Below are 25,334 nucleotides of genomic sequence, written 5' to 3' on the forward strand. Positions count from 1 at the left end.
GAATCCATAACACAGAAAGAAAATCAGGGGACGAGAGAATGAGAAATGGTGCTGATAGGCAGATTCGAACTGCCGACCTCACCCTTACCAAGGGTGCGCTCTACCAACTGAGCTATATCAGCACATCTTGGAGCGGGCAGTGGGAATCGAACCCACATCATCAGCTTGGAAGGCTGAGGTAATAGCCATTATACGATGCCCGCATCTTAGAACTCGGCTACCTGACTTAATCTGCAGAAATTTGAAAGGAAGGGCTTGGCCACTTCACTCTTCATCGAGAGCGGTGCTCTCGCCTTGAGTGTGTATTAGGAGTTCGATCTTCTGAATCACCCTGAGACTCAAGGTTAAATATGGTGGTGGGGGAAGGATTCGAACCTTCGAAGTCGATGACGGCAGATTTACAGTCTGCTCCCTTTGGCCGCTCGGGAACCCCACCTAAATTTTAGTACTTGAATGGTGCCGGCACCAAGAGTCGAACTCGGGACCTACTGATTACAAGTCAGTTGCTCTACCAACTGAGCTATGCCGGCATCAAGTGCAGCGCATTCTAGGTAGAGCGAGCTTATGATGCAACAAAAAAATTGCATAAGTCGACCTTTCGCTCACAAAACAGCCACTTTTTAAAAGCCAGATGTATTATTAACCATAGTTAGCTCATTTCACATCCAGCACGCCCACTTTTGTAATCAACGCCATGAATGAAAAATCCCCCCTTAAATGAGTTCACCTCTCATTGTGCCATTAATTTTAGTACCACTGACTGAGTATAAATTTAGTTTTACGCCTCAAAAAAGGGAGAGTGCCCCAATTGAGTGCATCTCGTCTAAAGAAATATTGCTCCAATGAGGGTAATCACACTACTCATATTTGGCTTGTTTATTGCTTAAACATAGACATAAGCATAGACCAGCAGCGGTTGAGGAGTTTGATCATGAAGATAGTTTTACTTAATGCGGCAACATTGCCTATATATCGCAGTGAGCTGGCAAGTTTACTGATTGATGCCGTAGCTCATGGGGCATCTGTAGGCTATGACTCCCGCTCTCTGTCGCAGAAAGAAGCTGAGAGCTATTACGATGGTCTGCGCCCGGCCATCGCCAAAGGAGCGTTACTATTATGGATAGCACGCGATGAGATGGGGATTACTGGAACTATCCAATTAGACCTTTGCCAAAAGCCAAATGGTTTAAATCGAGCCGAAGTGCAGAAATTATTGGTGCATAGTCGTAGCCGTCGTACTGGTATTGGGCACAAATTGATTCTCGCGATGGAGAGTACCGCGGTTCAACTACGCCGTGGATTGCTATATCTCGATACTCAAGCAGGTTCTCCTGCTGAATCTTTTTACCGTGCACAAGGTTATCGTTGCATGGGAGAAATTCCGGATTATGCCTGCACACCCGATGGCAGCTATCATCCGACCGCAATCTATTTCAAACGTTTATTTTCAGTAAATCAATCACATACTGCCATAGCCAGTTGATGACAGTGATTGTTATCTATAAAAAGGGTAGAACCTGCCATCCGTGTTCTTAATTGATTGGAATAGCAACGTACATCAAATAAATCACTCACTAAGCACAAAAATGTCTACGCCAAAAAGCAAGCTGCCTATAATATGCAGCTTGTTTCTTATCTGGAGTTGGCGTCCAGCGCCTTTCCCAACCTGCGTTAACAGGCAGAATTTGGCTTATGACAAAAAGAGATCAATCTTTAGCGACGCCTTATCTACAGTTCGATCGTACCCAGTGGGCAGCCTTGCGCGACTCAGTACCATTGACACTAACAGAAGAAGAAATCGTTAAACTCAAAGGGATTAACGAAGACCTTTCATTAGATGAAGTGGCACAGATATACCTGCCACTTTCGCGCCTGCTTAACTTTTATATTAGTTCTAATTTGCGGCGACAGGCGGTTCTGGAACAATTCCTTGGAACTGATGGCCAGCGTATTCCCTATGTCATTGGCATTGCAGGCAGTGTTGCTGTCGGTAAAAGCACCACCGCGCGCTTACTGCAAGCGCTACTGAGCCGCTGGCCGGAACATCGCAGTGTAGAACTGATTACAACAGATGGTTTTCTTTATCCCAATAAAGTCCTGAATGAGCGCGGGCTGATGAAGAAAAAAGGATTCCCACAATCCTATGATATGCATAATCTGGTGAAGTTTGTCTCAGAAGTAAAATCAGGGACAGGTTATGTTACGGCTCCGGTTTATTCTCATTTAATATATGATGTTGTCCCTGACGGTAATAAGATCATCAAGCAGCCTGACATTCTCATATTAGAGGGCTTAAATGTTCTACAAAGTGGAATGGATTACCCTCATGATCCGCACCATGTATTTGTCTCTGATTTTGTAGACTTCTCTATATATGTCGATGCCCCTGAAGATTTACTTCAAAGTTGGTATATAAACAGGTTCCTTAAGTTTAGACAGGGTGCATTTTCCAATCCTGATTCTTATTTCCATAACTATGCTAAATTGCCTGAAGCAGAGGCAATCAAGATTGCCACTCAATTATGGAAAGAGATTAACGGGTTGAATTTAAAGCAAAATATACTGCCAACGCGTGAGCGTGCCAGTCTGATAATGACTAAAAGTGCCAACCATGCCGTTGAGAGTGTACGTTTGAGAAAATAGCCAAAGTGGGAGGTTCTAACCTCCCATCTATTATAAAATTAAACGCCACGTAGAGATATTTCACCGCCAATATAAGGTTTTACATTGCCATTTTGCTCCAATAATAATGCACCTTGTTGGTCAATACCTCTAGCAATACCAAATATCTCTTGATTGCCAATAATCAATTTCACAGGGCGATCAAGATAATTGTCCATTTCTCGCCAACGAGAAATAAAAGCAGATAAGCCTTCGTTTTCAAATTTAACGACTGCAAGTCGTAATTCAGATAACAGTTCAGCCGTCAGTTTATTACGATCAATATTAACACCCGCTTCCTGTAAGTTGATCCAATCCTGACTGATGACGTTAGTCGTTGATTCACGCATTGTTAAATTAATGCCCGCACCAATTACCAACTGAGCAGCATCTCCTGTTTTCCCTGTGAGTTCTACCAATATACCTGCCAGTTTTTTATCATTTAAATACAGGTCATTTGGCCATTTTACACGAACCTGCTCAGCACCGAGTTTACGTAGAACCTCAGCCATGACAATCCCAACCACCAGGCTTAATCCCATTGCAGCAGCAGGGCCTTGCTCCAGCCGCCAGAACATAGATAAATAGAGATTCGCACCAAAGGGAGAGATCCACTGACGCCCCCGTCTTCCTCGCCCTGCATGTTGGTATTCAGCCACACAAGCATCGCCAGACTTCAATTCAGTAATGCGGTCTAATAAATATTGATTCGTCGAGTCGACGACAGGCAAGACAGCCACCTGGCCTGCGGGGAGATAATTTAATATTGTTTGTTCATTAAGCAGTTGAATAGGTGCAGGTAAACTATAGCCCTTACCAGGGACAGTAAAGACATCTAGTCCCCACTCTCTGATAGTTTGCATATGCTTGTTAATTGCGGCACGACTCATCCCAAAGGTTTCGCCTAATTGCTCTCCTGAATGGAAAGCACCATCAGCTAATATGCCAATCAACCGTAAAGGGATTTTAATATCTTTCACGACAAACACTCCACAGCATTAACCTCACCATTACTTGCGATAAATCGCACTTCTGGTTCCAACCAGATTGCAAATCTCTTGGCAACTTGCTGACGGATATAACTGGCAAGGCCTATCACATCCTGACCTGTCGCTTCTGCCAGGTTAATCAACACTAACGCCTGCTGCTGATGCACCGCCGCACCGCCAATCTGATATCCCTTAAGCGCACATTGATCGATAAGCCAACCGGCAGCCAGCTTAACAGAACCATCGGGTTGCAGGTAATGGGGCGCATTGGGGTAGCGCTTTACAATCTCTTCAGCTACAGCGGCATCCACAACCGGATTCTTAAAAAAACTGCCTGCATTGCCGGTCACTGCGGGATCGGGTAGCTTACTACGCCGCATGGTACAAACTGAGTTGAATATCTCTTCTGCTGTAACTGTCGATGGATCCATTCGCGTTAAATCACCATAGCCCAATGTTGGGATCCATGATTTTACCAATTTAATGCCTACAGCTACGATGGCAAATCCATGACCATAGTGATGCTTAAAAATGCTGTCGCGATAGCCAAATTGACAATCTTTAGCTGAAAGGCGTATCACTGTGCCCTTATCCATATCAAGCAAATCAACGTATTCGCATACCTTTTGCAGCTCAACACCATAAGCACCAATATTCTGAATGGGTGCAGAACCGACACAACCTGGGATTAACGCCAGATTTTCTAGACCTGGCATGTTATTTAGTAATGAATAACAAACTAATTGATGCCAATTCTCTCCAGCCCCAACATGCAGGTGCCAGGCAATATCATCCTCAGTAGAAGTGATACCCTTAATCCGATTAAGTAATACTGTTCCTGAATAGTTTTCAATAAACAGCACGTTGCTGCCTTCGCCAAGTAAAAGCACTGGCTGATGCTTAGAAACAGACTCATGCCAAGCATTAATCAATTCTTCAGGTGAGTTAACGCTAATTACTTTGCTCGCATAAGCTGCTAATGCAAAAGTATTGAGATGTTTTAGCGGGGAGTGTTGATTCGACATGACATTGGATACTCATTCTAACTAGTTCTGGCGCTAGTCTAACCGATCATAATACTCATATTGTATTTTGTTTTAACTGAAGGTAAAAAAAGCCACCTATCAAGGTAGCCTTCTGTTTTATTCATCGCTGTAACGGCCGGATTTGACTCACCTGCCCCTGCAATATTTGACTCATCTGACTATGAACCCTGCGGCGCAACCACTCTAAGGTCACTATTTATACATATTTCACTATTCTGCCCATAGCAAAAACCCCACGCTTTTGGCATGGGGTCTCGGCTTTATTTGATGCCTGGCAGTGTCCTACTCTCGCATGGGGAGACCCCACACTACCATCGGCGCTACGGCGTTTCACTTCTGAGTTCGGCATGGGATCAGGTGGGACCACCGCGCTATGGCCGCCAGGCAAATTCTGTCTAAACTAAACCCGCTATATGTTTCCACACAGCCAGCCAGCCCAATCTCGGAACTTCGCTGAAAATATCAATCTTTCAAATCAAAACACCTTTGGTGTTGTAAGGTTAAGCCTCACGGATCATTAGTACTGGTTAGCTCAATGCATCGCTGCACTTACACACCCAGCCTATCAACGTCATAGTCTTTAACGTTCCTTCAGGGGGCTTAAAGCCCCAGGGAAGACTCATCTCGAGGCAAGTTTCCCGCTTAGATGCTTTCAGCGGTTATCTCTTCCGAATTTAGCTACCGGGCAATGCCATTGGCATGACAACCCGAACACCAGTGATTCGTCCACTCCGGTCCTCTCGTACTAGGAGCAGCCCCTCTCAATCTTCCAACGCCCACGGCAGATAGGGACCGAACTGTCTCACGACGTTCTAAACCCAGCTCGCGTACCACTTTAAATGGCGAACAGCCATACCCTTGGGACCTACTTCAGCCCCAGGATGTGATGAGCCGACATCGAGGTGCCAAACACCGCCGTCGATATGAACTCTTGGGCGGTATCAGCCTGTTATCCCCGGAGTACCTTTTATCCGTTGAGCGATGGCCCTTCCATTCAGAACCACCGGATCACTAAGACCTACTTTCGTACCTGCTCGAGCCGTCACTCTCGCAGTCAAGCTAGCTTATGCCTTTGCACTAACCTCACGATGTCCGACCGTGATTAGCTAACCTTCGTGCTCCTCCGTTACTCTTTGGGAGGAGACCGCCCCAGTCAAACTACCCACCAGACACTGTCCTCACCCCAGATTATGGGGCCGAGTTAGAACATCAAACATTAAAGGGTGGTATTTCAAGGTTGGCTCCATGCAGACTGGCGTCCACACTTCAATGCCTCCCACCTATCCTACACATCAAGGCTCAATGTTCAGTGTCAAGCTATAGTAAAGGTTCACGGGGTCTTTCCGTCTTGCCGCGGGTACACTGCATCTTCACAGCGAGTTCAATTTCACTGAGTCTCGGGTGGAGACAGCCTGGCCATCATTACGCCATTCGTGCAGGTCGGAACTTACCCGACAAGGAATTTCGCTACCTTAGGACCGTTATAGTTACGGCCGCCGTTTACTGGGGCTTCGATCAAGAGCTTCGCCTTGCGGCTGACCCCATCAATTAACCTTCCAGCACCGGGCAGGCGTCACACCGTATACGTCCACTTTCGTGTTTGCACAGTGCTGTGTTTTTATTAAACAGTTGCAGCCAGCTGGTATCTGCGACTGGCTTCGGCGCCGGGAGCAAGTCCCATTACCTAATGCCAGCGTGCCTTCTCCCGAAGTTACGGCACCATTTTGCCTAGTTCCTTCACCCGAGTTCTCTCAAGCGCCTGAGTATTCTCTACCTGACCACCTGTGTCGGTTTGGGGTACGATTTAATGTTACCTGATGCTTAGAGGCTTTTCCTGGAAGCTTGGCATCAACTACTTCATCACCGTAGTGACTCGTCATCACACCTCAGCGTTGATATACAACCGGATTTACCAAGTCGTACCGCCTACATGCTTAAACCGGGACAACCGTCGCCCGGCTAGCCTAGCCTTCTCCGTCCCCCCTTCGCAGTAACACCAAGTACAGGAATATTAACCTGTTTCCCATCGACTACGCTTTTCAGCCTCGCCTTAGGGGTCGACTCACCCTGCCCCGATTAACGTTGGACAGGAACCCTTGGTCTTCCGGCGTGCGGGTTTTTCACCCGCATTATCGTTACTTATGTCAGCATTCGCACTTCTGATACCTCCAGCAACCCTCACAGGTCACCTTCAACGGCTTACAGAACGCTCCCCTACCCAACAACACCTAAGTGTCGCTGCCGCAGCTTCGGTGCATGGTTTAGCCCCGTTACATCTTCCGCGCAGGCCGACTCGACCAGTGAGCTATTACGCTTTCTTTAAATGATGGCTGCTTCTAAGCCAACATCCTGGCTGTCTATGCCTTCCCACATCGTTTCCCACTTAACCATGACTTTGGGACCTTAGCTGGCGGTCTGGGTTGTTTCCCTCTTCACGACGGACGTTAGCACCCGCCGTGTGTCTCCCGTGATAACATTCTTCGGTATTCGGAGTTTGCATCGGTTTGGTAAGTCGGGATGACCCCCTAGCCGAAACAGTGCTCTACCCCCGAAGATGAGTTCACGAGGCGCTACCTAAATAGCTTTCGGGGAGAACCAGCTATCTCCCGGTTTGATTGGCCTTTCACCCCCAGCCACAAGTCATCCGCTAATTTTTCAACATTAGTCGGTTCGGTCCTCCAGTTAGTGTTACCCAACCTTCAACCTGCCCATGGCTAGATCACCGGGTTTCGGGTCTATACCTTGCAACTAGACGCCCAGTTAAGACTCGGTTTCCCTACGGCTCCCCTATTCGGTTAACCTTGCTACAAAATATAAGTCGCTGACCCATTATACAAAAGGTACGCAGTCACACCACGAAGGTGCTCCCACTGCTTGTACGTACACGGTTTCAGGTTCTATTTCACTCCCCTCGCCGGGGTTCTTTTCGCCTTTCCCTCACGGTACTGGTTCACTATCGGTCAGTCAGGAGTATTTAGCCTTGGAGGATGGTCCCCCCATATTCAGACAGGATGTCACGTGTCCCGCCCTACTCATCGAGTTCACAGCAAGTGTGTTTTGGTGTACGGGACTATCACCCTGTACCGTGCGACTTTCCAGACGCTTCCACTAACACACAAACTGATTCAGACTCTGGGCTCTTCCCCGTTCGCTCGCCGCTACTGGGGGAATCTCGGTTGATTTCTTTTCCTCGGGGTACTTAGATGTTTCAGTTCCCCCGGTTCGCCTTGCATGGCTATGTATTCACCATGCAATAGTGCAACGAATTGCACTGGGTTTCCCCATTCGGGTATCGTCGGTTGTAACGCTTCATATCAGCTTACCGACGCTTTTCGCAGATTAGCACGCCCTTCATCGCCTCTGACTGCCTAGGCATCCACCGTGTACGCTTAGTCGCTTAACCTCACAACCCAAAGATGTTTCTTATGTTCAAGTCGGTTGCGCGTCGTGAATACAGCGTTGTGCGGTACTCGGAATGCTCATGAACGTTAAGTTCACTCCGCGTCCTCCGTGCCGTACGCCTTGCCTTCACTTAGCTCACGCGACTCTCTTCATCAGAATGCACATTGGCATTGCGATTATTTGAGAGACTCTATTACAGGTTACTTTTTATCTCAGTACATCTACGGAGAGATAAATTTCAGCTGTAATGTTTCAATTTTCAGCTTGTTCCAGATTGTTAAAGAGCAATATCTTAAACACGACTCGTTAAAGTCATCTTTAAGATATTCAGTTGATAATGTCTTTCACACATTATCGGAGTGGCGTCCCCAAGGGGATTCGAACCCCTGTTACAGCCGTGAAAGGGCAGTGTCCTAGGCCTCTAGACGATGGGGACACAAAAATTTCTACTGAATCACTGATTCAGTATTTTTGTGTAAAGGTGAGAATGTGGTGACACATTCGAACGACTGATGCAGTAAAAACTCGATACTGAGGTCTTATTGCACAATCATCACCCTCATCAACAGGTGCTCTTGCTCATTTACATTCATCAGACAATCTGTGTGGACACTGCGCAATGCGTATCGTTAGGTAAGGAGGTGATCCAACCGCAGGTTCCCCTACGGTTACCTTGTTACGACTTCACCCCAGTCATGAATCACAAAGTGGTAAGCGCCCTCCCGAAGGTTAAGCTACCTACTTCTTTTGCAACCCACTCCCATGGTGTGACGGGCGGTGTGTACAAGGCCCGGGAACGTATTCACCGTAGCATTCTGATCTACGATTACTAGCGATTCCGACTTCATGGAGTCGAGTTGCAGACTCCAATCCGGACTACGACAGACTTTATGTGGTCCGCTTGCTCTCGCGAGTTCGCTTCACTTTGTATCTGCCATTGTAGCACGTGTGTAGCCCTACTCGTAAGGGCCATGATGACTTGACGTCATCCCCACCTTCCTCCGGTTTATCACCGGCAGTCTCCCTTGAGTTCCCACCATTACGTGCTGGCAACAAAGGATAAGGGTTGCGCTCGTTGCGGGACTTAACCCAACATTTCACAACACGAGCTGACGACAGCCATGCAGCACCTGTCTCACGGTTCCCGAAGGCACTAAAGCATCTCTGCTAAATTCCGTGGATGTCAAGAGTAGGTAAGGTTCTTCGCGTTGCATCGAATTAAACCACATGCTCCACCGCTTGTGCGGGCCCCCGTCAATTCATTTGAGTTTTAACCTTGCGGCCGTACTCCCCAGGCGGTCGACTTAACGCGTTAGCTCCGGAAGCCACGCCTCAAGGGCACAACCTCCAAGTCGACATCGTTTACAGCGTGGACTACCAGGGTATCTAATCCTGTTTGCTCCCCACGCTTTCGCACCTGAGCGTCAGTCTTTGTCCAGGGGGCCGCCTTCGCCACCGGTATTCCTCCAGATCTCTACGCATTTCACCGCTACACCTGGAATTCTACCCCCCTCTACAAGACTCTAGCTTGCCAGTTTCAAATGCAGTTCCCACGTTAAGCGCGGGGATTTCACATCTGACTTAACAAACCGCCTGCGTGCGCTTTACGCCCAGTAATTCCGATTAACGCTTGCACCCTCCGTATTACCGCGGCTGCTGGCACGGAGTTAGCCGGTGCTTCTTCTGCGAGTAACGTCAATCAACCGTGCTATTAACACGATTGCCTTCCTCCTCGCTGAAAGTGCTTTACAACCCGAAGGCCTTCTTCACACACGCGGCATGGCTGCATCAGGCTTGCGCCCATTGTGCAATATTCCCCACTGCTGCCTCCCGTAGGAGTCTGGACCGTGTCTCAGTTCCAGTGTGGCTGGTCATCCTCTCAGACCAGCTAGGGATCGTCGCCTAGGTGAGCCATTACCCCACCTACTAGCTAATCCCATCTGGGCACATCCGATGGCGTGAGGCCCAAAGGTCCCCCACTTTGCTCTTGCGAGGTCATGCGGTATTAGCTACCGTTTCCAGTAGTTATCCCCCTCCATCAGGCAGTTTCCCAGACATTACTCACCCGTCCGCCGCTCGCCGGCAAAGTAGTAAACTACTTCCCGCTGCCGCTCGACTTGCATGTGTTAGGCCTGCCGCCAGCGTTCAATCTGAGCCATGATCAAACTCTTCAATTTAAGATTTGTTTGATTTGCTACTAATAAAAGCAGCGATGCTCAAAGATTACTTTCTGCAAATAAGCATTCGAACCGAAGTTCAAATGTGTACTGCTTTGGTCACTCTTCAAGACTTTGATATTGCTTCTGCCTGTCGAAACAGGCTTCGATATCGTCTTGCGAGTGCCCACACAGATTGTCTGATAAATTGTTAAAGAGCGTTCGTTACCCGTTTGCCTTTCGGCGAATCTTACGGTAACGCGGGAGGCAGATAATACGCTTTCCCGCTGAAGAGTCAAGAGTTTCTTTGGTTTCTTTCGAAGTCAAAATCATTCTTTTCGCTTCCTGACCCGGCGAAGTATGTTTCGTTGTTCCCGGTCAGTGGAGGCGCATTATAGGGAGTTCCTGACAGCCTGCAACCCCTAATTTGAAAAAACTTTTCAACCGCGTTTTATTTCAACGATTTGCCGTGATAAACGGCATTATTGCTATTTTTTGTACTGTAGCGCCAAGAAATCCTGAGAAAAACTGCTTACCTGTTGCCAATCCGTATATTCAACTTCTTTACTGGTATCCGTTTCGCCGCCCGTCATACGCATAATAAGTTGAATCATCACCCGATCTATCCAGCGATAACGGGGATAACGCAAAGCGCCCGCAAATACCGTACATAGCGTTGGCTGCCACGGGGTACTGAGTAAGAACTTACGCACATAGGCATTGGTTTGCGGGGATCGCTTTTCCGGCTTGCGTGCTGTCAGATTCACTGCAAAGAACGCACTCGGCATCTGATTAAGTTGTTCAACGTGTTTGTTGACGAATTTACTCAATACTGGGCTGAAGTGCCCATAACGCACCGACGCACCAATCATGACTTGCTGGTATTGATTCAGATCGATTTGCCCTACCTGCGATAAGTCCTGTATTTCACAGGTAGCTGCCGCTGATAACTGTTTAGCTATATAAGAAGCAATAGTCTGTGTTTGGCCATCTCGGCTGGAGTAAAGAATCAGAACTTTCATTGCAATGTTCCTTATGCAGAATTACTCACGCCAGAATGTTGGAGTGAATAGAACCAGCAGGGTGAAAACTTCTAACCGACCAAATAGCATGGTGATCACCAATATCCACTTGGCGGCCGGATTCATCGACGTGAAGTTATCAGCTACCACCCCCAGACCAGGGCCAAGGTTATTCAGCGTCGCAGTCACCGCCGCGAAAGCAGAGAACTCATCAACACCGGTCGCGATAATAGCCAGCATGCTAATAATAAATACCAGAGCATACGCGGAGAAGAATCCCCAGACCGCTTCCAGGATTCGTTCCGGCAGCGCCCGCCGCCCCAATTTGATGGTATAAACCGCATTCGGGTGGACCAGTCGCTTTAACTCACGCGAACCTTGCAGGTAGAGCAACAGAATACGGATAACTTTCAGGCCGCCACCGGTTGAGCCCGCACAACCACCAATAAACGCAGAACATAGTAAGAGTATCGGCAGGAACAACGGCCATTTTGAAATACTGTCAGTGGTGAAACCCGCAGTAGTAGCCATTGATACTACTTGGAAAAATGCCTGATTTATCGTCTCCAGACCGGATTTATAGACATTATGATACCAAAGCACCAAGGTACACACGGCGACCAGTGTCAATTGGACAAAGATAAACATACGGAATTCAGGGTCACGCCAATAAACTTTTAAACTGCGCCCACTCAATACCGCGAAGTGCAAACCAAAGTTACAACCGGAAATCAGCAAGAAGATAGCGATAATGGTGTTAATAGTTGGACTGTTGAAGTAACCGATACTGGCGTCATGGGTCGAGAAGCCGCCAATCGCAATTGTCGAGAAGCTGTGGGAGATGGCATCAAATACCGACATCCCTGCCCCCCATAAAGACAGCGCGCAAGCAATGGTCAGTAAGACATAGATAAGCCACAGGGTTTTAGCCGTCTCCGCAATGCGGGGCCGCATTTTATTATCTTTCAATGGGCCAGGCATTTCCGCCCGATAGAGCTGCATTCCCCCGACCCCCAAGATAGGCAGGATAGCCACTGCTAACACGATTATCCCCATACCGCCGAGCCATTGCAGCATTTGGCGATAAAATAGAATGGCTTTAGGCAGTGAATCTAACCCTACTAATGTGGTCGCGCCAGTAGTAGTCAGCCCGGAGAATGATTCAAAGAATGCATCCGTTAATGAAAGATTAGGCCGCTCTGAGAATAAGAAAGGTAATGCCCCTACACTGCCCAGCACCGTCCAGAACAGAACCACGATGAGAAAGCCCTCACGAGGCTTTAACTCATGCTTCTGTTTTCGGTTCGGCAACCAAAGAAAGAGGCCGATTGCCAGAGCAACAAAAAAGGTTTCGCTGAAGGCACGGCCGGCACCATCACGATAGATCAATGCCACCAGTCCGGGAATAAACATTGTTCCAGAGAATAAGATGACCAGCAGACCAACAATACGGGTTATGGCACGAAAATGCATTCCGGCACGTTCCTTAGCAATTCACTTGGATGGGGATTATTGCGAAATGGGCGTCAATTGCAACGTACCACGACTGAGATCACGCAATTTGTCCCCGGTCTGACTGGCTTGAGTTGCTGGCAAAGAGAGATGAAGCGTTACGAATTGTGCGTACTCACTCCGTATAATCTGGCCTTCAACCTGCTGTAACAAGGTTTCTACTATGGCAAGCTGCCCATAGTCACACTGCAAAGTATATTCTACCTGTGGGACTTTATATTTTACTTCGATCTGTTTTAACGCTTGTTGAACACCGCTACCATAAGCCCTTACTAACCCACCAGTACCGAGTTTGATGCCACCATAATAGCGCACAACTACTGCGGTTATCTCACCAATACCACTCCCCATCAGTTGAGCCAAGATAGGTTTACCCGCAGTACCTGAGGGTTCACCATCATCAGAAAAACCTAATTGCTGCGAATCCGTCGGCTTACCGGCAACAAAAGCCCAGCAATGATGCCGGGCGGTGGGATGCTGCTGCTTAACCTGCTGAACAAAATCTTTCGCTTCACTCACCCCGCTGGTATGGGCCAGCAAGGTGATAAAACGACTTTTTTTGATCTCTTCGCTGATAGTCACCGGACTTGCAGGGATTAGATAAGGCTGCATCAGGCCAGTTTCAGGTCACGTGTCATGTTCTCAACCCGGTTATCGTGAATAACGATATTATCTTCTATACGAATACCGCCGTAAGGCTTCAGCGCATCAATACGTTCCCAATTGAAATACTTGCTGAACTCACCGTTACGCCAAGGTGCCAGCAGAGATTCGATGAAGTACAGACCCGGCTCAATAGTCAGTACCATACGCGGTTGTAAAATACGCGTACAACGCAAGTAAGGGTATTTGGATGGTGCGCCAAGATGGGTGCCTTTATCATCTTGCATAAAACCAGCAGTATCATGCACTTGTAGCCCAAGAGGGTGGCCTAACCCGTGCGGCAGGAATGGGCAGGTAATGCCTTGTTCGACCATGGCCTCTTCACTGATACCGGTAACCAGATGATGCGTACGCAATAACTTCGCAATGCGCTGATGCATCTGGATATGGTAATCGGTATAGCGCTCACCACTTTTAATGGTTTTGATCAGTTCAAGCTGCTCGGTATTAAGGTCATTAACCAACGCGGCAAAATCGCTATCACTGTTTGCGGCGTAAGTGCGAGTCAGATCTGCGGCATAACCGTTATATTCCGCACCGGCATCCATCAAGAAACTACGCATTTCTGCCGGAGGCTGATGTTGGAACGTGGTGTAATGAAGTACCGCCGAGTGTTCATTCAGCGCAACAATATTATCGTAAGGGACATCAGTATCACGATGACCGGTAGCCATCAGATAGGCCAGATTGATATCGAACTCACTCATACCGGACTGGAACGCTTCATGTGCTGCACGATGGCCGACAACTGCCGTCTTTTGTGCTTCACGCATACAAGCCAGTTCATAATCCGTTTTATAAGAACGATAGAAATGCAGGTAATCCAATACTGGTTGCGGGTTAATGTTTTCAGCACTAAACCCCAGCGCCTGCGCACGTTGTTGGGCATAACCGATATAGGCCACACGCTCCCGTTGCACCGGTAATTGCTGAGCAATATCATCTGCATTGGCTAATGGCTGGATATCGATAGCCTTGGTCCAGAAGCTATCTGGTAATGGCTCAACACTGTGCCAATAATCAACTGGGGAATAAAACCATAATTTTGGTGTATTAACCCCATCGACCCATAACCAACAGTTTGGTACTTGAGTGACCGGCACCCAAGCTTTGAACTGCGCATTGGCTTTAAAAGGATAGTCACGGTCATCGAGAAAAATACGTTGTAACTCACCGGAATGAATCAGTAAAGCGTCTAACTGATGGCGTTCCAGCACATCGCGGGTGCGCTGTTGTAGAGTGGATAAATGTTCGTTATATAAAGAAGCCAGCGTTTCCATCACAGTACCCTTTGCTATTAGAACTTAATTTTTTTCATCTTATCATAGTCGCCAGAATCATGTTTTAGCGACCGCTTATCTGCCTATCAAATACATTATCCGCCCCCAAAACTGAATATTTCCCCCTCCAATCCACTGCGAATAAATATGATAGAAATCAATTACCCCATCTGAATGACTGTGATCTTCACTGCAAAAAATCAATCTCTTATTTGCAATTCGTTAACAAAATATCCACACTTCCTGAATATCTGGTCATACCAGATCACATGCGCTTATTCAGGAGATAGATATGCTCTACCAAAGCGAAACACTACAGCTTCACTGGTTGGAAAACGGCATTGCCGAGTTGGTGTTTGATGCACCGGGTTCAGTAAATAAGCTGGATACTAAAACTGTAGCCAATCTGGGTGAAGCCCTAACGGTGTTAGAGAAACAAAGCGAACTCAAAGGGTTGCTGTTGCGCTCCGCCAAAGCGGCCTTTATCGTCGGTGCCGATATCACCGAGTTTTTATCCCTGTTTAATGCCCCACCAGAAAAGCTGCACCAGTGGTTGGTTTTTGCTAATGATATTTTCAACCGTCTGGAAGATTTACCGGTTCCGACCATTTCTGCGATCAATGGATATGCATTAGGTGGTGGCTGTGAATGTATTCTGGCCACAGATTTCCGTGTTGCCTCGCCAGAAACACGGATCGGTCTGCCGGAAACCAAGTTGGGCATCATGCCAGGCTTTGGCGGCTCCGTGCGATTACCACGTTTGTTAGGGGCGGACAGTGCATTAGAAATTATTGCCGCAGGCAAAGATGTGAATGCCGCTGAAGCATTAAAAATTGGTTTGGTTGATGCCGTTGTCGCCCCCGAAAAACTGGCCGATGCCGCCCTAATCATGCTGAAACAGGCGATTGACGGCAAGCTGAACTGGAAAGCCGCGCGTCAGCCGAAACTTGACCCACTGAAACTCAATTCAACTGAAGCGACCATGTGCTTTACCATTGCTAAAGGCATGGTGATGCAAGTCGCCGGGAAGCACTACCCAGCACCACTGGTTGCAGTAAAAACCATCGAAGCGGCCGCTAAACTTGGCCGAGCTGAAGCATTGAAACTGGAAACCAACAGTTTTGTCCCGTTGGCGGGTTCCAATGAAGCGCGCGCGTTAGTTGGGATATTCCTCAACGACCAATTTGTGAAAGGGCAGGCGAAAAAACTGTCGAAAGGTGCTAGTGCACCGAAACAAGCAGCAGTTTTGGGCGCCGGGATTATGGGGGGTGGGATTGCCTATCAGTCAGCACTGAAAGGTGTGCCAGTCATTATGAAAGATATTAATGACAAATCCCTGACCCTGGGGATGAACGAAGCAGCCAAGTTACTGAATAAACAGTTGGAACGCGGCAAAGTGGATGGCCTGAAAATGGCAAACATTTTAGCGACTATCCAACCCACTCTGGATTACACCGGCATTGAGCGTGCTCAGGTCATTGTGGAAGCGGTAGTGGAAAATCCCAAAATCAAAGCTGCGGTGCTGGCAGAGGCTGAAGCACTGATCGGCGAAGATACGGTACTTGCTTCTAATACCTCTACAATCCCTATCGACCAACTCGCAAAATCACTTAAACGCCCTGAGAATTTCTGCGGTATGCACTTCTTCAACCCCGTGCACCGCATGCCGTTGGTTGAAATCATTCGTGGCAGCAAAACCTCAGATAAAACCATCGCTGCGGTGGTGGCATACGCCACACAAATGGGTAAAACACCAATAGTGGTTAATGATTGCCCAGGCTTCTTCGTTAACCGCGTGTTATTCCCTTATCTGGCTGGGTTTGGCATGTTGGTTAGAGACGGTGCTGACTTCCGCCAAATCGATAAAGTGATGGAAAAACAGTTTGGCTGGCCGATGGGACCAGCCTATCTGCTAGATGTCGTGGGTATTGATACCGCACACCATGCACAAGCCGTGATGGCCGTTGGCTTCCCTGATCGGATGAACAAAGATTATCGCGATGCGGTTGACGTGATGTTCGATAACCAACGATTTGGCCAAAAAAATGGCCAAGGCTTCTACCGCTATACCCAAGATGCAAAAGGTAAGCCGCGTAAAGAAAATGACGAAATTGTAGATAGCTTGCTGGCAACAGTTAGCCAACCGATTCAGAAGTTCAGTGACGACGATATTATTGCCCGCACCATGATACCGATGATCAATGAAGTGGTGCGATGCCTGGAAGAAGGCATTATTGCCAGCCCAGCCGAAGGTGATATGGCGTTGGTATATGGTCTTGGCTTCCCTCCTTTCCACGGGGGTGTGTTCCGTTATCTCGATACTATCGGCAGTACAAACTATGTCGAAATGGCCCAGCGCTATGCTCACCTTGGCGCGCTGTATCAAGTCCCCGTAGGGCTGAGAGCCAAAGCTGAACACAACGAAAGCTATTATCCTGTGGCAGCAGCGCTGCTTGATGTTTCTACCAGTCAACCGGCATGAGGCCTGAAAATATGGAAAATGTAGTCATTATTGATGCCGTCCGTACACCGATGGGCCGCTCCAAAGGGGGCGCATTCCGTCAGGTTCGGGCTGAAGATCTCTCCGCTCACTTAATGCGTGAGGTTCTGAGCCGTAATCCTGGGCTAAACGCGGCCGAAATTGACGATATCTATTGGGGTTGTGTACAGCAGACGTTGGAGCAGGGTTTTAACATCGCTCGCAATGCTTCTTTACTGGCAGAAATCCCCCATAGCGTACCGGCCGTTACTGTTAACCGCCTGTGTGGTTCATCAATGCAAGCTTTACATGATGGTGCCAGAGCCATCATGGTGGGTGATGCACAAATCAGTTTGATTGGTGGCGTAGAGCATATGGGTCATGTGCCAATGAATCACGGTGTGGACTTCCATCCAGGTATGGGCCGAACTGTGGCGAAAGCCGCCGGAATGATGGGATTAACTGCTGAAATGCTGGCAAAAATCTACAATATCAGTCGCCAATCTCAAGATGAATTTGCTGTTCGCTCTCACCAACGCGCTTATGCCGCGACTCAGGCGGGCCATTTTACCAGTGAGATTGTCGCCACCAATGGGCATGATGCTGATGGTATCCTGAAACGTTTTGATTTCGATGAAGTTATTCGCCCGGAAACTAATCTCGCAGGTTTGGCAGCATTGCGCCCAGCCTTTGATCCGGTCAATGGCACGGTGACTGCCGCAACATCATCTGCATTATCCGACGGTGCTTCTGCCATGCTTATCATGAGTGAATCCCGAGCTAAATCATTAGGTTTAAAACCGCGTGCCCGTATTCGCTCAATGGCCGTGGTGGGTTGCGATCCATCAACCATGGGTTATGGCCCCGTGCCCGCTAGCCAATTGGCATTAAAACGTGCCGGGCTAACCTTGGAAGATATTGGTTTATTTGAATTAAACGAAGCGTTTGCAGCTCAGTCGCTGGCTTGCCTGAAAGGGTTGGGTCTGCTGGAAAGCATGGATGACAAAGTGAACCTGAATGGTGGCGCTATTGCATTAGGCCATCCACTGGGTTGTTCAGGTGCTCGTATCTCTACCACCTTACTTAATCTGATGGAACGCCGTGACGTGCAGTTCGGTTTGGCAACCATGTGTATCGGTTTAGGCCAAGGCATTGCGACCATTTTTGAACGCGTATAACCTCCAAACGAATTAACCTAAAAAATATTAAGGGCCTGAATACAGGCCCTTATAACCGCTGTACCTGGTGTTTAGTTGCCGTTTTCCCGCCTGTCAGGGGCGGGCTTTTTTTATCCGCGATACAAACAACAATATGGATAAAATCTTAATATACCCAAAATAATTCAAGTTGCATGAAGGCAGCTAACACCGATGCAGCTTCAAATATGACCGGTAAATTAGATAAAGGCGAAAGCATCACCATAGATATGCGCTTCCTGAGCGCCGCGCTCAGCACAAAAACGCTCACGAGCAATTTTAGCCATTTCAAAACGGCCAGCGATATAGATATCTTGCTCAGCAAGAGAGCCATAGTCTTGTAATACAGCACTCAATACCGTTCCTGTGCGGCCACGCCACCCATCTTCCGGCTGCTCTACCACTGGGATAACTTTCAACTGTGGATACTTAATTGACAGCGCTTCCAGCTCGTTTAGATCATATAAATGCACGGCTTCGCGCCCCCCCCAATAAACAGACACTTCACGGTCAGGTTGCTCGGCTAACGCCGCCAATAAAATTGAACGCACATAGGAAAAACCAGTGCCGCCAGCAATCAGGACCAATGGACGTTCACTGCCCTCACGGAACCATGCATCTCCGTGAGGAATATCCACATCCAGCGTTTTCTCTTTCAGAATACGGTCCATCACTGCCATGGCGTACAGATTCAGTTCCGACGCCCCGATATGCAGCTCGATAAAGTCTTGCTGCAACGGCGTGGATGCCATAGAGAATGGGCGCTTATCACGCTCGTCCATTACTACCATCAAATACTGCCCAGCACGGAAAGAAAACGCAGATGCAGGCACCAATTGCACCCGGTACACCGTATCGGTAATGGCCTCTACGGAGGTTACTTTACAGCTTAAAGTTGTCATGCCTTCCCTCTGTCGGGTCATCAAATGCAAAACCAAGGACAAAATCGACGCCGGTTAGCGTTTCGTCTCTTTGTCACTGAAAATGGCGAGCTCATCCCAAATAGCATCAATACGGGCGCGAACGTCTTCATCCATTTTAATTGGACGCCCCCATTCACGCGAAGTCTCAGCAGGCCACTTATTGGTGGCATCCAGCCCCATTTTCGATCCTAAACCGGAAACCGGTGAAGCGAAATCCAAATAATCTATTGGTGTATTTTCAATCAACACCGTATCGCGGGATGGGTCCATTCGGGTCGTAATTGCCCAAATGACATCATTCCAATCACGAGCATTAATATCATCATCACAAACAATAACAAATTTTGTATACATAAACTGACGTAAAAACGACCAAACCCCCATCATTACGCGTTTAGCATGCCCTGCATATTGTTTCTTGATGGTTACAACAGCCAGCCGGTATGAGCACCCCTCGGGCGGAAGATAGAAATCAACAATTTCCGGGAATTGCTTTTGTAAAATAGGAACAAACACTTCATTCAGCGCAACCCCCATCACCGCAGGTTCATCCGGTGGACGACCCGTATAAGTGGAATGGTAAATTGCATCTTTGCGCTGAGTAATATGTGTGACCGTAAAAACAGGGAAGCTATCTACCTCATTATAATAACCCGTATGGTCACCATAAGGGCCTTCTGGCGCCATATCACCCTGCTCAATATATCCTTCCAATACAATTTCTGCACTCGCAGGAACTTCAAGTGAGTTGGAAAGGCACTTTACGACCTCTGTTTTATGCCCGCGCAACAAACCGGCAAAAGCATATTCAGACAGCGTATCGGGGACCGGGGTTACCGCAGCCAGAATAGTCGCAGGATCTGCGCCCAAGGCGACGGCGACGGGGAAACGTTCACCAGGGTGTGCTTCACACCACTCTTGATAGTCCAAAGCGCCGCCACGATGGGATAACCAGCGCATAATTAATCTGTTTTTACCCAACACTTGTTGGCGGTAGATACCCAGGTTTTGCCGCTCTTTATGCGGGCCACGCGTAATAGTCAGCCCCCACGATACTAACGGAGCTGCATCCTCAGGCCAGCAATGCATAACTGGAATGCGGCTAAGATCGACATCATCGCCCTGCCAAACTTGCTCCTGACAAGGAGCCGAACTCAAGCATTTCGTTGGCATATTCAACACTTGCTTAAATTTCGGCAGTTTATCGAATAAATCACGGAAACCTTTCGGCGGATCCGGCTCTTTCAGGAAAGCCAACAACTTGCCAACATCTCGCAGTGCGCTGACATCTTCTTGCCCCATGCCCATGGCAACCCGTTTGGCCGTGCCAAACAAGTTACACAATACGGGCATTGTGTAACCCTTAGGATTTTCAAACAGTAATGCAGGCCCACCAGCACGTAAGGTACGGTCGGCAATTTCTGTCATTTCCAGATAGGGATCAATGGGCTGGCTAATACGTTTAAGTTCACCCCTCTGTTCCAGCAACGAGAGGAAGTCACGTAAGTCACGGTATTTCATGCTGATCATTTCGGCGGCTATGTGATGCGCCATTATAGGCTGTCTTTATAGCAGTTGCTGTCTTTTTGTTAAAAATGAATACAGGCTCACTCAAAAAAATATCATGCTGCAATTTATCGCTAATTATCATCAGTACAAATATGATTTTGTCGATATAAAATAGACTAAATCTTTGTATAACAAACTATATATCCTGAACTGATGTATTCTTCCTCTCTATATATATCCTTCTACTTTTGTTATGCTGCCAAGTAGTACTTAAAGGCATGTGAAATTATGAAACACTGGCATTTATTATATTGTAAACGTGGTCAGCTTTTGCGCGCCAAGGAACATTTAGAGCGGCAAACTGTGGATTGCTGGACACCGATAGTGACTATCGAAAAGATAGTGCGAGGGAAACGCACTGAGGCGACTGAGCCCTTATTCCCTAACTATCTGTTTGTGGAGTTCGATCCTGAACATATTCACACCACAACAATCAGCGCAACGCGTGGTGTAAGCCACTTCGTCCGTTTTGGCGCACAACCCGCGGTGATCCCAGCAATTGTTATTGCCGAGATGCAATCTCATACAACGGATAAAATCATTGATCCAGAGGTGCCGGTTCCAGGCGATATCGTGACGATCACTGAGGGTGTTTTTGCTGGGTTACAGGCGATTTATACTGAACCAGACGGTGAAGCGCGCTCAATGTTGTTACTGAACATGCTTAATAGCCAGGTGATGCAAAGTTTGGATAATCGTCAATTCGAAAAGCAATAATATATCTGCCAAGGTAGGCACGCTCGGTACCTACCTCATCAACAACCATCCCGTGGCTTAACGTTGCATATGATCGTCATATAACCATTGTGCGACTTGCTTGGCGAAATAAGTTAATACCCCATCAGCACCGGCACGCTTAAAGCACAACAGAGACTCCATAACGGTTGGTTTCTCTTGCAACCAGCCATTCTGGAAGGCAGCCATATGCATAGCATATTCGCCTGACACCTGATAGGCGAAGGTCGGCACACCAAAGGTATCTTTCACCCTACGTACCACATCCAAATATGGCATCCCCGGCTTAACCATTACCATATCAGCACCTTCCTGCAAGTCCTGAGCAATCTCTTGTAAAGCCTCATCACTATTGGCCGGGTCCATCTGATAGGTTTTCTTATTCCCACCTTTCAGATTACTGCTAGAGCCAATGGCATCACGGAATGGGCCATAGTAGCAAGACGCATATTTCGCTGAATAGGCCATAATTTGCGTATTCACCAACCCTTGTAGCTCTAGTTGAGAGCGCACTGCACCGATGCGTCCATCCATCATGTCGCTTGGCGCGACAATCTCGGCACCAGCCTCGGCGTGTGATAACGCCTGACGGACTAAAATCTCTTTAGTTATGTCATTAATGACATAACCATCGGTATCAATTACCCCATCTTGCCCGTGGGTTGTATAAGGATCGAGAGCAACATCAGTAAGGATACCTAACTCTGGTACTGCGTCCTTTAACGCACGCACGGTTCTTTGTACCAAGCCATTCGGATTATAGGCTTCTTCGGCATGTAATGATTTCAAGCTAGATTCAATCACTGGAAACAGCGATATGACCGGCACACCTAGCTTAGCTATGGCCTCAGCTTCTTTCACTAGCAGATCGATCGTCATACGTGAAACACCCGGCATTGACGGGACGGCTTGCTGCTGGTTGGTCCCCTCCATAACAAACACCGGATAGATCAGGTCATGGACTGTCAGCTGATTCTCTGCGACCAGACGACGACTGAAATCATGACGGCGCACACGGCGCATACGGCGACCAGGGAAGGTGCCCGGAAATGCATAGCTCATCTTGTTCTCCTAACTCAAACCAACCGGAAAATCCGGCGGGCGTTTTCATCAGTTTTCTGCCCCAGCCATTTAGGGTCTTCTTGTCGCCAGACAGCAACCTGCTGGACGATATGGGGTAGAAAGCAGGGTTCATTGCGGCGGGATGCCGGCTTAGGATGTAAATCCCTTGGCAATAAATAGGGGGCATCTGTTTCTAGCAACAATTGCTGAACAGGAATACGTGGCAGTAACGCCCGTAGCTCAAGACCACGACGCTCATCGCACACCCAACCGGTAATACCAATAGATAAGCCTAATGCCAGACAAGAGTCCAACTCATCAGCCGTGCCAGTAAAACAATGCACAACCGCAGCGGGGAGTTTATCTAGCCAAGGCGCAAGCAAGGCAATGAAACGTTCGTGAGCATCGCGGCAATGTAAAAACACCGGCAGTTCGAGTTCGGCAGCCAGCGCCAGTTGTGCAGTAAATGCGACTTCTTGTGCTACTGGAGTAGAGAAATTGCGGTTAAAATCCAGTCCGCATTCACCAATAGCGACTACTGCAGCATTCGCGGCTAATAATCTGATTTGCTGTTCAACATCTATTTGCCAACAACTCGCCTGATGGGGATGAACACCCGCAGTTGACCAGCAGTAGCCAGGATAGGCAAGGGTAAGCTCCAGTGCTGCCTGGCTTTCTTCAGCATCCGTACCCGTAATAAGCATACCGGTAACTGCAGCATTTTTGGCTCTGTTGACCACTTGATCGTAATCTTTGGCAAATTGCGCGCTGGTTAAATTCACACCAATATCAAACATGAGCGTTCCAAAACAGAAGCCGCCTCAAAGGGCGGCTAAAATATCCAGGCATATACCCACAGATTTAAGGCACTTTCGGATGGCTATCCGCTCCTTCATCCTCTTCGTCAATATCTACCCGGCGTTGCTTACCCGTATAAAAACGAGCAAAGAACACCCCAACCTCAAATAGCAGATACATCGGGATCGCCAATAATGTCTGAGACAGCACATCAGGCGGGGTGAGAAGCATGCCGACAACAAAAGCGCCGACAAATACATAAGGGCGTTTTTTCTTCAATGCCTCGGGCGTTGTAACCCCTGCCCAGCACAATAGAATTATCGCAATTGGGACTTCAAAAGAAATACCAAAAGCCATAAAGAGCGCCATAACAAAATCAAGGTATTTAGTGATATCCGTGGCAATCAGCACGCTTTCCGGTGCTGTTTTGGCAAAAAAACCAAAAGCTAACGGGAAAACCACAAAGTAAGCAAATGCCATACCCAGATAAAACAATAGGCTGCTGGAGATAAGCAGCGGCACCATCAGACGGCGTTCATGCTTATATAACGCTGGGGCAATGAAAGCCCACACCTGATAAAGGATCATCGGTGCGGAAACAAACACCGAGACCATCATGGTCAATTTAATCGGGGTAAAGAAAGGCGATGCAACATCTGTTGCGATCATACTGGCACCGGCGGGCAACTGTTTGATTAACGGTGCTGATACCAAGTGATAAATATCATTGGCAAAAAATACCAATACCAGAAAAACCACCAAAATAGTGATTATGCAATTCAATAGCCGCTTACGCAGTTCTATCAAATGAGTGATTAGGGGTTGGGTATCATCAACAGCCATGTTTACCGATCGCCGCCAGGTTGGTGAGTTCGAGGTTGTTCAGTACTGAATGAATCAGTGCTATGGGAGTCAGTTGCGGTAGTTTGGGCCTTGGTTACGGATGGATTCGTAACAGTCACAAGATCCCCGGCTACAGTAGGAATAGGCTTAACAGATTCCTCAACCTGAACTACGGGTTTCTCAACGCCAGCAGGCTCAGTTTCAACAGTTGGTTTAATTGTCACCAACGCGCCCGCATTATCGACATCAGGAATTTGCGGTGATGCCGAAACTTGAGTTGCGGACTCCGCAGGCGTAACACCATCATGAATCGCTTCCGGTTCAGTCACCAGCGGATTATGGATAGTATGCGGTGCCTGGGAGCTAACGTCTGAGTGATAAGAACGTTTCAGCGCTTCTGCGGCTTCCTTAAGTTCATCCATCGAAGCTTTCAACTCCGGTGTCAGATTCTGCAAGCCAGCCTGTTCTGCTTTTTTCAGGCTGTCTTGCAACTCTTGAATCTTAAGTTCTTGTGCCAACTCGTTTTGTACGGTTGCCGCCAGTGAACGTAGTGTACGAATCCAACCGGCAACCGTTCTGACAGCAACCGGTAATCTTTCCGGCCCAAGCACGACTAGGCCGATCACAAGTACCAGCAGCAGTTCACTAAACCCGATGTCGAACACAGCTTATCCCTGCTCTTTGTCGTGACTCTTAGACTCTTCAGCTTTAACTACCGGCTGCTGTTTTTCAGTAATCGATTTTGCAAAATCAGCATCATTGCTGGTTTTATCAGTGTTAGTTGGAGGAGTCTGTGGATCATCACCAATTGCCTTTTTAAAGCCTTTGATGGATGCACCCAAGTCTGACCCTAAAGTCCGCAGTTTGTTAGTGCCAAACAGCAGAACGACAATCACGGCAATGATTAACAACTGCCAAATACTTATACCGCCCATCACATTCACCTCTATATTACAGGGGTTATTCCACAGAGGGCCGCATTATACGTCATACTGCCT

18 protein-coding genes, 5 tRNA genes and 3 rRNA genes are annotated in these 25,334 nt (G+C 47.9%); 5 read left to right on the forward strand and 21 right to left on the reverse strand.

The genetic code is table 11. The features are described 5' to 3' along the window. Positions 1-46: 46 nt before the first annotated feature. From V1956_RS00545 to V1956_RS00560, 4 genes are all read right to left on the reverse strand, one after another. Positions 47-122: transfer RNA gene (locus V1956_RS00545), tRNA-Thr, on the reverse strand. Positions 123-128: 6 nt separating this feature from the next. Further along, positions 129-203: transfer RNA gene (locus V1956_RS00550), tRNA-Gly, on the reverse strand. Between the two features lie 148 nt (positions 204-351). Continuing rightward, a tRNA-Tyr gene (locus tag V1956_RS00555) sits at positions 352-436 on the reverse strand. Positions 437-454: 18 nt separating this feature from the next. Beyond that, positions 455-530: transfer RNA gene (locus tag V1956_RS00560), tRNA-Thr, on the reverse strand. Positions 531-931: 401 nt separating this feature from the next. Between V1956_RS00560 and V1956_RS00565 the strand changes: the two genes are divergently transcribed. Both V1956_RS00565 and coaA read left to right on the forward strand, forming a co-directional pair. Further along, on the forward strand, positions 932-1,483 hold the full coding sequence (locus V1956_RS00565) for a GNAT family N-acetyltransferase (RefSeq protein ID WP_083162043.1): 552 nt from the start codon (positions 932-934) through the stop codon (positions 1,481-1,483). 209 nt (positions 1,484-1,692) lie between these two features. Next, positions 1,693-2,643 carry a type I pantothenate kinase gene (gene coaA / locus V1956_RS00570; protein ID WP_083162041.1) on the forward strand — a complete coding sequence of 317 codons (951 nt, stop codon included), beginning with the start codon at positions 1,693-1,695 and terminating at the stop codon, positions 2,641-2,643. A gap of 38 nt (positions 2,644-2,681) precedes the next feature. Here the strand turns inward: coaA and birA are convergent, their stop codons facing one another. From birA to pepQ, 10 genes are all read right to left on the reverse strand, one after another. Then, positions 2,682-3,641 carry a bifunctional biotin--[acetyl-CoA-carboxylase] ligase/biotin operon repressor BirA gene (birA, locus tag V1956_RS00575; protein WP_372560019.1) on the reverse strand — a complete coding sequence of 320 codons (960 nt, stop codon included), beginning with the start codon at positions 3,639-3,641 and terminating at the stop codon, positions 2,682-2,684. Then, positions 3,638-4,675, reverse strand: coding sequence for a UDP-N-acetylmuramate dehydrogenase (gene murB, locus V1956_RS00580; RefSeq protein WP_372560020.1), 1,038 nt, complete (start codon positions 4,673-4,675; stop codon positions 3,638-3,640). The genes birA and murB overlap by 4 nt, the downstream gene beginning before the upstream one ends. A gap of 290 nt (positions 4,676-4,965) precedes the next feature. Beyond that, positions 4,966-5,081: ribosomal RNA gene (gene rrf, locus V1956_RS00585) — 5S ribosomal RNA — on the reverse strand. Between the two features lie 111 nt (positions 5,082-5,192). Then, a 23S ribosomal RNA gene (locus V1956_RS00590) occupies positions 5,193-8,099 on the reverse strand. A 359-nt stretch (positions 8,100-8,458) separates the two neighbouring features. Then, positions 8,459-8,534: transfer RNA gene (locus V1956_RS00595), tRNA-Glu, on the reverse strand. A gap of 198 nt (positions 8,535-8,732) precedes the next feature. Next, positions 8,733-10,275, reverse strand: a 16S ribosomal RNA gene (locus V1956_RS00600). The 16S, 23S and 5S rRNA genes sit together here with 1 tRNA gene alongside, the layout of an rRNA operon. Positions 10,276-10,742: 467 nt before the next feature. After that, positions 10,743-11,276 carry a menaquinone-dependent protoporphyrinogen IX dehydrogenase gene (gene hemG / locus V1956_RS00605; protein ID WP_083162034.1) on the reverse strand — a complete coding sequence of 178 codons (534 nt, stop codon included), beginning with the start codon at positions 11,274-11,276 and terminating at the stop codon, positions 10,743-10,745. Positions 11,277-11,297: 21 nt separating this feature from the next. After that, positions 11,298-12,749, reverse strand: a complete 1,452-nt coding sequence (trkH, locus tag V1956_RS00610) for a Trk system potassium transporter TrkH (protein WP_083162032.1) — start codon at positions 12,747-12,749, stop codon at positions 11,298-11,300. Between the two features lie 36 nt (positions 12,750-12,785). After that, a complete protein-coding gene (locus tag V1956_RS00615; RefSeq protein WP_420071157.1) occupies positions 12,786-13,400 on the reverse strand; it encodes an IMPACT family protein in 615 nt (204 codons plus the stop codon). Continuing rightward, positions 13,400-14,731 carry a Xaa-Pro dipeptidase gene (gene pepQ / locus V1956_RS00620; RefSeq protein WP_420071158.1) on the reverse strand — a complete coding sequence of 444 codons (1,332 nt, stop codon included), beginning with the start codon at positions 14,729-14,731 and terminating at the stop codon, positions 13,400-13,402. Before pepQ ends, V1956_RS00615 begins: the two co-directional genes overlap by 1 nt. Before the next feature lie 292 nt (positions 14,732-15,023). Here pepQ and fadB point away from each other — a divergent pair, with 292 nt between their 5' ends. Together fadB and fadA are read left to right on the forward strand one after the other, a co-directional pair. Further along, positions 15,024-17,213 (forward strand): fatty acid oxidation complex subunit alpha FadB, encoded by a 2,190-nt coding sequence (gene fadB / locus V1956_RS00625; protein ID WP_420071159.1) that lies wholly within the window; start codon positions 15,024-15,026, stop codon positions 17,211-17,213. Positions 17,214-17,224: 11 nt separating this feature from the next. Then, positions 17,225-18,388, forward strand: a complete 1,164-nt coding sequence (gene fadA, locus V1956_RS00630) for an acetyl-CoA C-acyltransferase FadA (RefSeq protein ID WP_442824722.1) — start codon at positions 17,225-17,227, stop codon at positions 18,386-18,388. Positions 18,389-18,606: 218 nt separating this feature from the next. Here fadA and fre read toward each other — a convergent pair whose 3' ends face one another. Continuing rightward, positions 18,607-19,308 carry an NAD(P)H-flavin reductase gene (gene fre, locus V1956_RS00635; RefSeq protein WP_372560025.1) on the reverse strand — a complete coding sequence of 234 codons (702 nt, stop codon included), beginning with the start codon at positions 19,306-19,308 and terminating at the stop codon, positions 18,607-18,609. A 54-nt stretch (positions 19,309-19,362) separates the two neighbouring features. Then, positions 19,363-20,859 carry a 4-hydroxy-3-polyprenylbenzoate decarboxylase gene (gene ubiD, locus V1956_RS00640; RefSeq protein ID WP_372560665.1) on the reverse strand — a complete coding sequence of 499 codons (1,497 nt, stop codon included), beginning with the start codon at positions 20,857-20,859 and terminating at the stop codon, positions 19,363-19,365. 267 nt (positions 20,860-21,126) lie between these two features. On the opposite strand from ubiD, the gene rfaH reads away from it, so the two are divergent. Then, positions 21,127-21,615, forward strand: a complete 489-nt coding sequence (gene rfaH / locus V1956_RS00645; protein ID WP_372560026.1) for a transcription/translation regulatory transformer protein RfaH — start codon at positions 21,127-21,129, stop codon at positions 21,613-21,615. 57 nt (positions 21,616-21,672) lie between these two features. On the opposite strand, the gene hemB is transcribed toward rfaH, so the two are convergent. The 5 genes from hemB to tatA form a co-directional block, all read right to left on the reverse strand. Then, the gene (gene hemB, locus V1956_RS00650; RefSeq protein WP_420074354.1) at positions 21,673-22,695 is read right to left on the reverse strand and encodes a porphobilinogen synthase; all 1,023 of its coding nucleotides are present in this window, start codon (positions 22,693-22,695) and stop codon (positions 21,673-21,675) included. Positions 22,696-22,709: 14 nt separating this feature from the next. Further along, positions 22,710-23,492, reverse strand: a complete 783-nt coding sequence (tatD, locus tag V1956_RS00655; protein ID WP_083162016.1) for a 3'-5' ssDNA/RNA exonuclease TatD — start codon at positions 23,490-23,492, stop codon at positions 22,710-22,712. Between the two features lie 64 nt (positions 23,493-23,556). After that, positions 23,557-24,336: a Sec-independent protein translocase subunit TatC gene (gene tatC / locus V1956_RS00660; RefSeq protein WP_420074355.1), complete on the reverse strand. Its 780-nt coding sequence runs from the start codon at positions 24,334-24,336 to the stop codon at positions 23,557-23,559. 2 nt (positions 24,337-24,338) lie between these two features. Next, positions 24,339-25,001: a Sec-independent protein translocase protein TatB gene (gene tatB, locus V1956_RS00665; protein ID WP_420071162.1), complete on the reverse strand. Its 663-nt coding sequence runs from the start codon at positions 24,999-25,001 to the stop codon at positions 24,339-24,341. 3 nt (positions 25,002-25,004) lie between these two features. Then, a complete protein-coding gene (tatA, locus tag V1956_RS00670) occupies positions 25,005-25,271 on the reverse strand; it encodes a Sec-independent protein translocase subunit TatA (RefSeq protein ID WP_083162010.1) in 267 nt (88 codons plus the stop codon). Positions 25,272-25,334: the final 63 nt, after the last annotated feature.

This window comes from Yersinia sp. 2540 StPb PI, from assembly GCF_052217165.1.
Classification (GTDB): Bacteria; Pseudomonadota; Gammaproteobacteria; order Enterobacterales; family Enterobacteriaceae; genus Yersinia; species Yersinia enterocolitica_E.

Coding starts and splice junctions, on each gene's coding strand:
- V1956_RS00615 (WP_420071157.1), bottom strand. CDS start 13,400: ATGCAGCCTTATCTAATCCCTGCAAGTCCGGTGACTATCAGCGAAGAG.
- hemG (WP_083162034.1), bottom strand. CDS start 11,276: ATGAAAGTTCTGATTCTTTACTCCAGCCGAGATGGCCAAACACAGACT.
- pepQ (WP_420071158.1), bottom strand. CDS start 14,731: ATGGAAACGCTGGCTTCTTTATATAACGAACATTTATCCACTCTACAA.
- hemB (WP_420074354.1), bottom strand. CDS start 22,695: ATGAGCTATGCATTTCCGGGCACCTTCCCTGGTCGCCGTATGCGCCGT.
- murB (WP_372560020.1), bottom strand. CDS start 4,675: ATGTCGAATCAACACTCCCCGCTAAAACATCTCAATACTTTTGCATTA.
- V1956_RS00565 (WP_083162043.1), top strand. CDS start 932: ATGAAGATAGTTTTACTTAATGCGGCAACATTGCCTATATATCGCAGT.
- coaA (WP_083162041.1), top strand. CDS start 1,693: ATGACAAAAAGAGATCAATCTTTAGCGACGCCTTATCTACAGTTCGAT.
- tatD (WP_083162016.1), bottom strand. CDS start 23,492: ATGTTTGATATTGGTGTGAATTTAACCAGCGCGCAATTTGCCAAAGAT.
- ubiD (WP_372560665.1), bottom strand. CDS start 20,859: ATGATCAGCATGAAATACCGTGACTTACGTGACTTCCTCTCGTTGCTG.
- fre (WP_372560025.1), bottom strand. CDS start 19,308: ATGACAACTTTAAGCTGTAAAGTAACCTCCGTAGAGGCCATTACCGAT.
- trkH (WP_083162032.1), bottom strand. CDS start 12,749: ATGCATTTTCGTGCCATAACCCGTATTGTTGGTCTGCTGGTCATCTTA.
- fadA (WP_442824722.1), top strand. CDS start 17,225: ATGGAAAATGTAGTCATTATTGATGCCGTCCGTACACCGATGGGCCGC.
- tatA (WP_083162010.1), bottom strand. CDS start 25,271: ATGGGCGGTATAAGTATTTGGCAGTTGTTAATCATTGCCGTGATTGTC.
- rfaH (WP_372560026.1), top strand. CDS start 21,127: ATGAAACACTGGCATTTATTATATTGTAAACGTGGTCAGCTTTTGCGC.
- fadB (WP_420071159.1), top strand. CDS start 15,024: ATGCTCTACCAAAGCGAAACACTACAGCTTCACTGGTTGGAAAACGGC.
- tatC (WP_420074355.1), bottom strand. CDS start 24,336: ATGGCTGTTGATGATACCCAACCCCTAATCACTCATTTGATAGAACTG.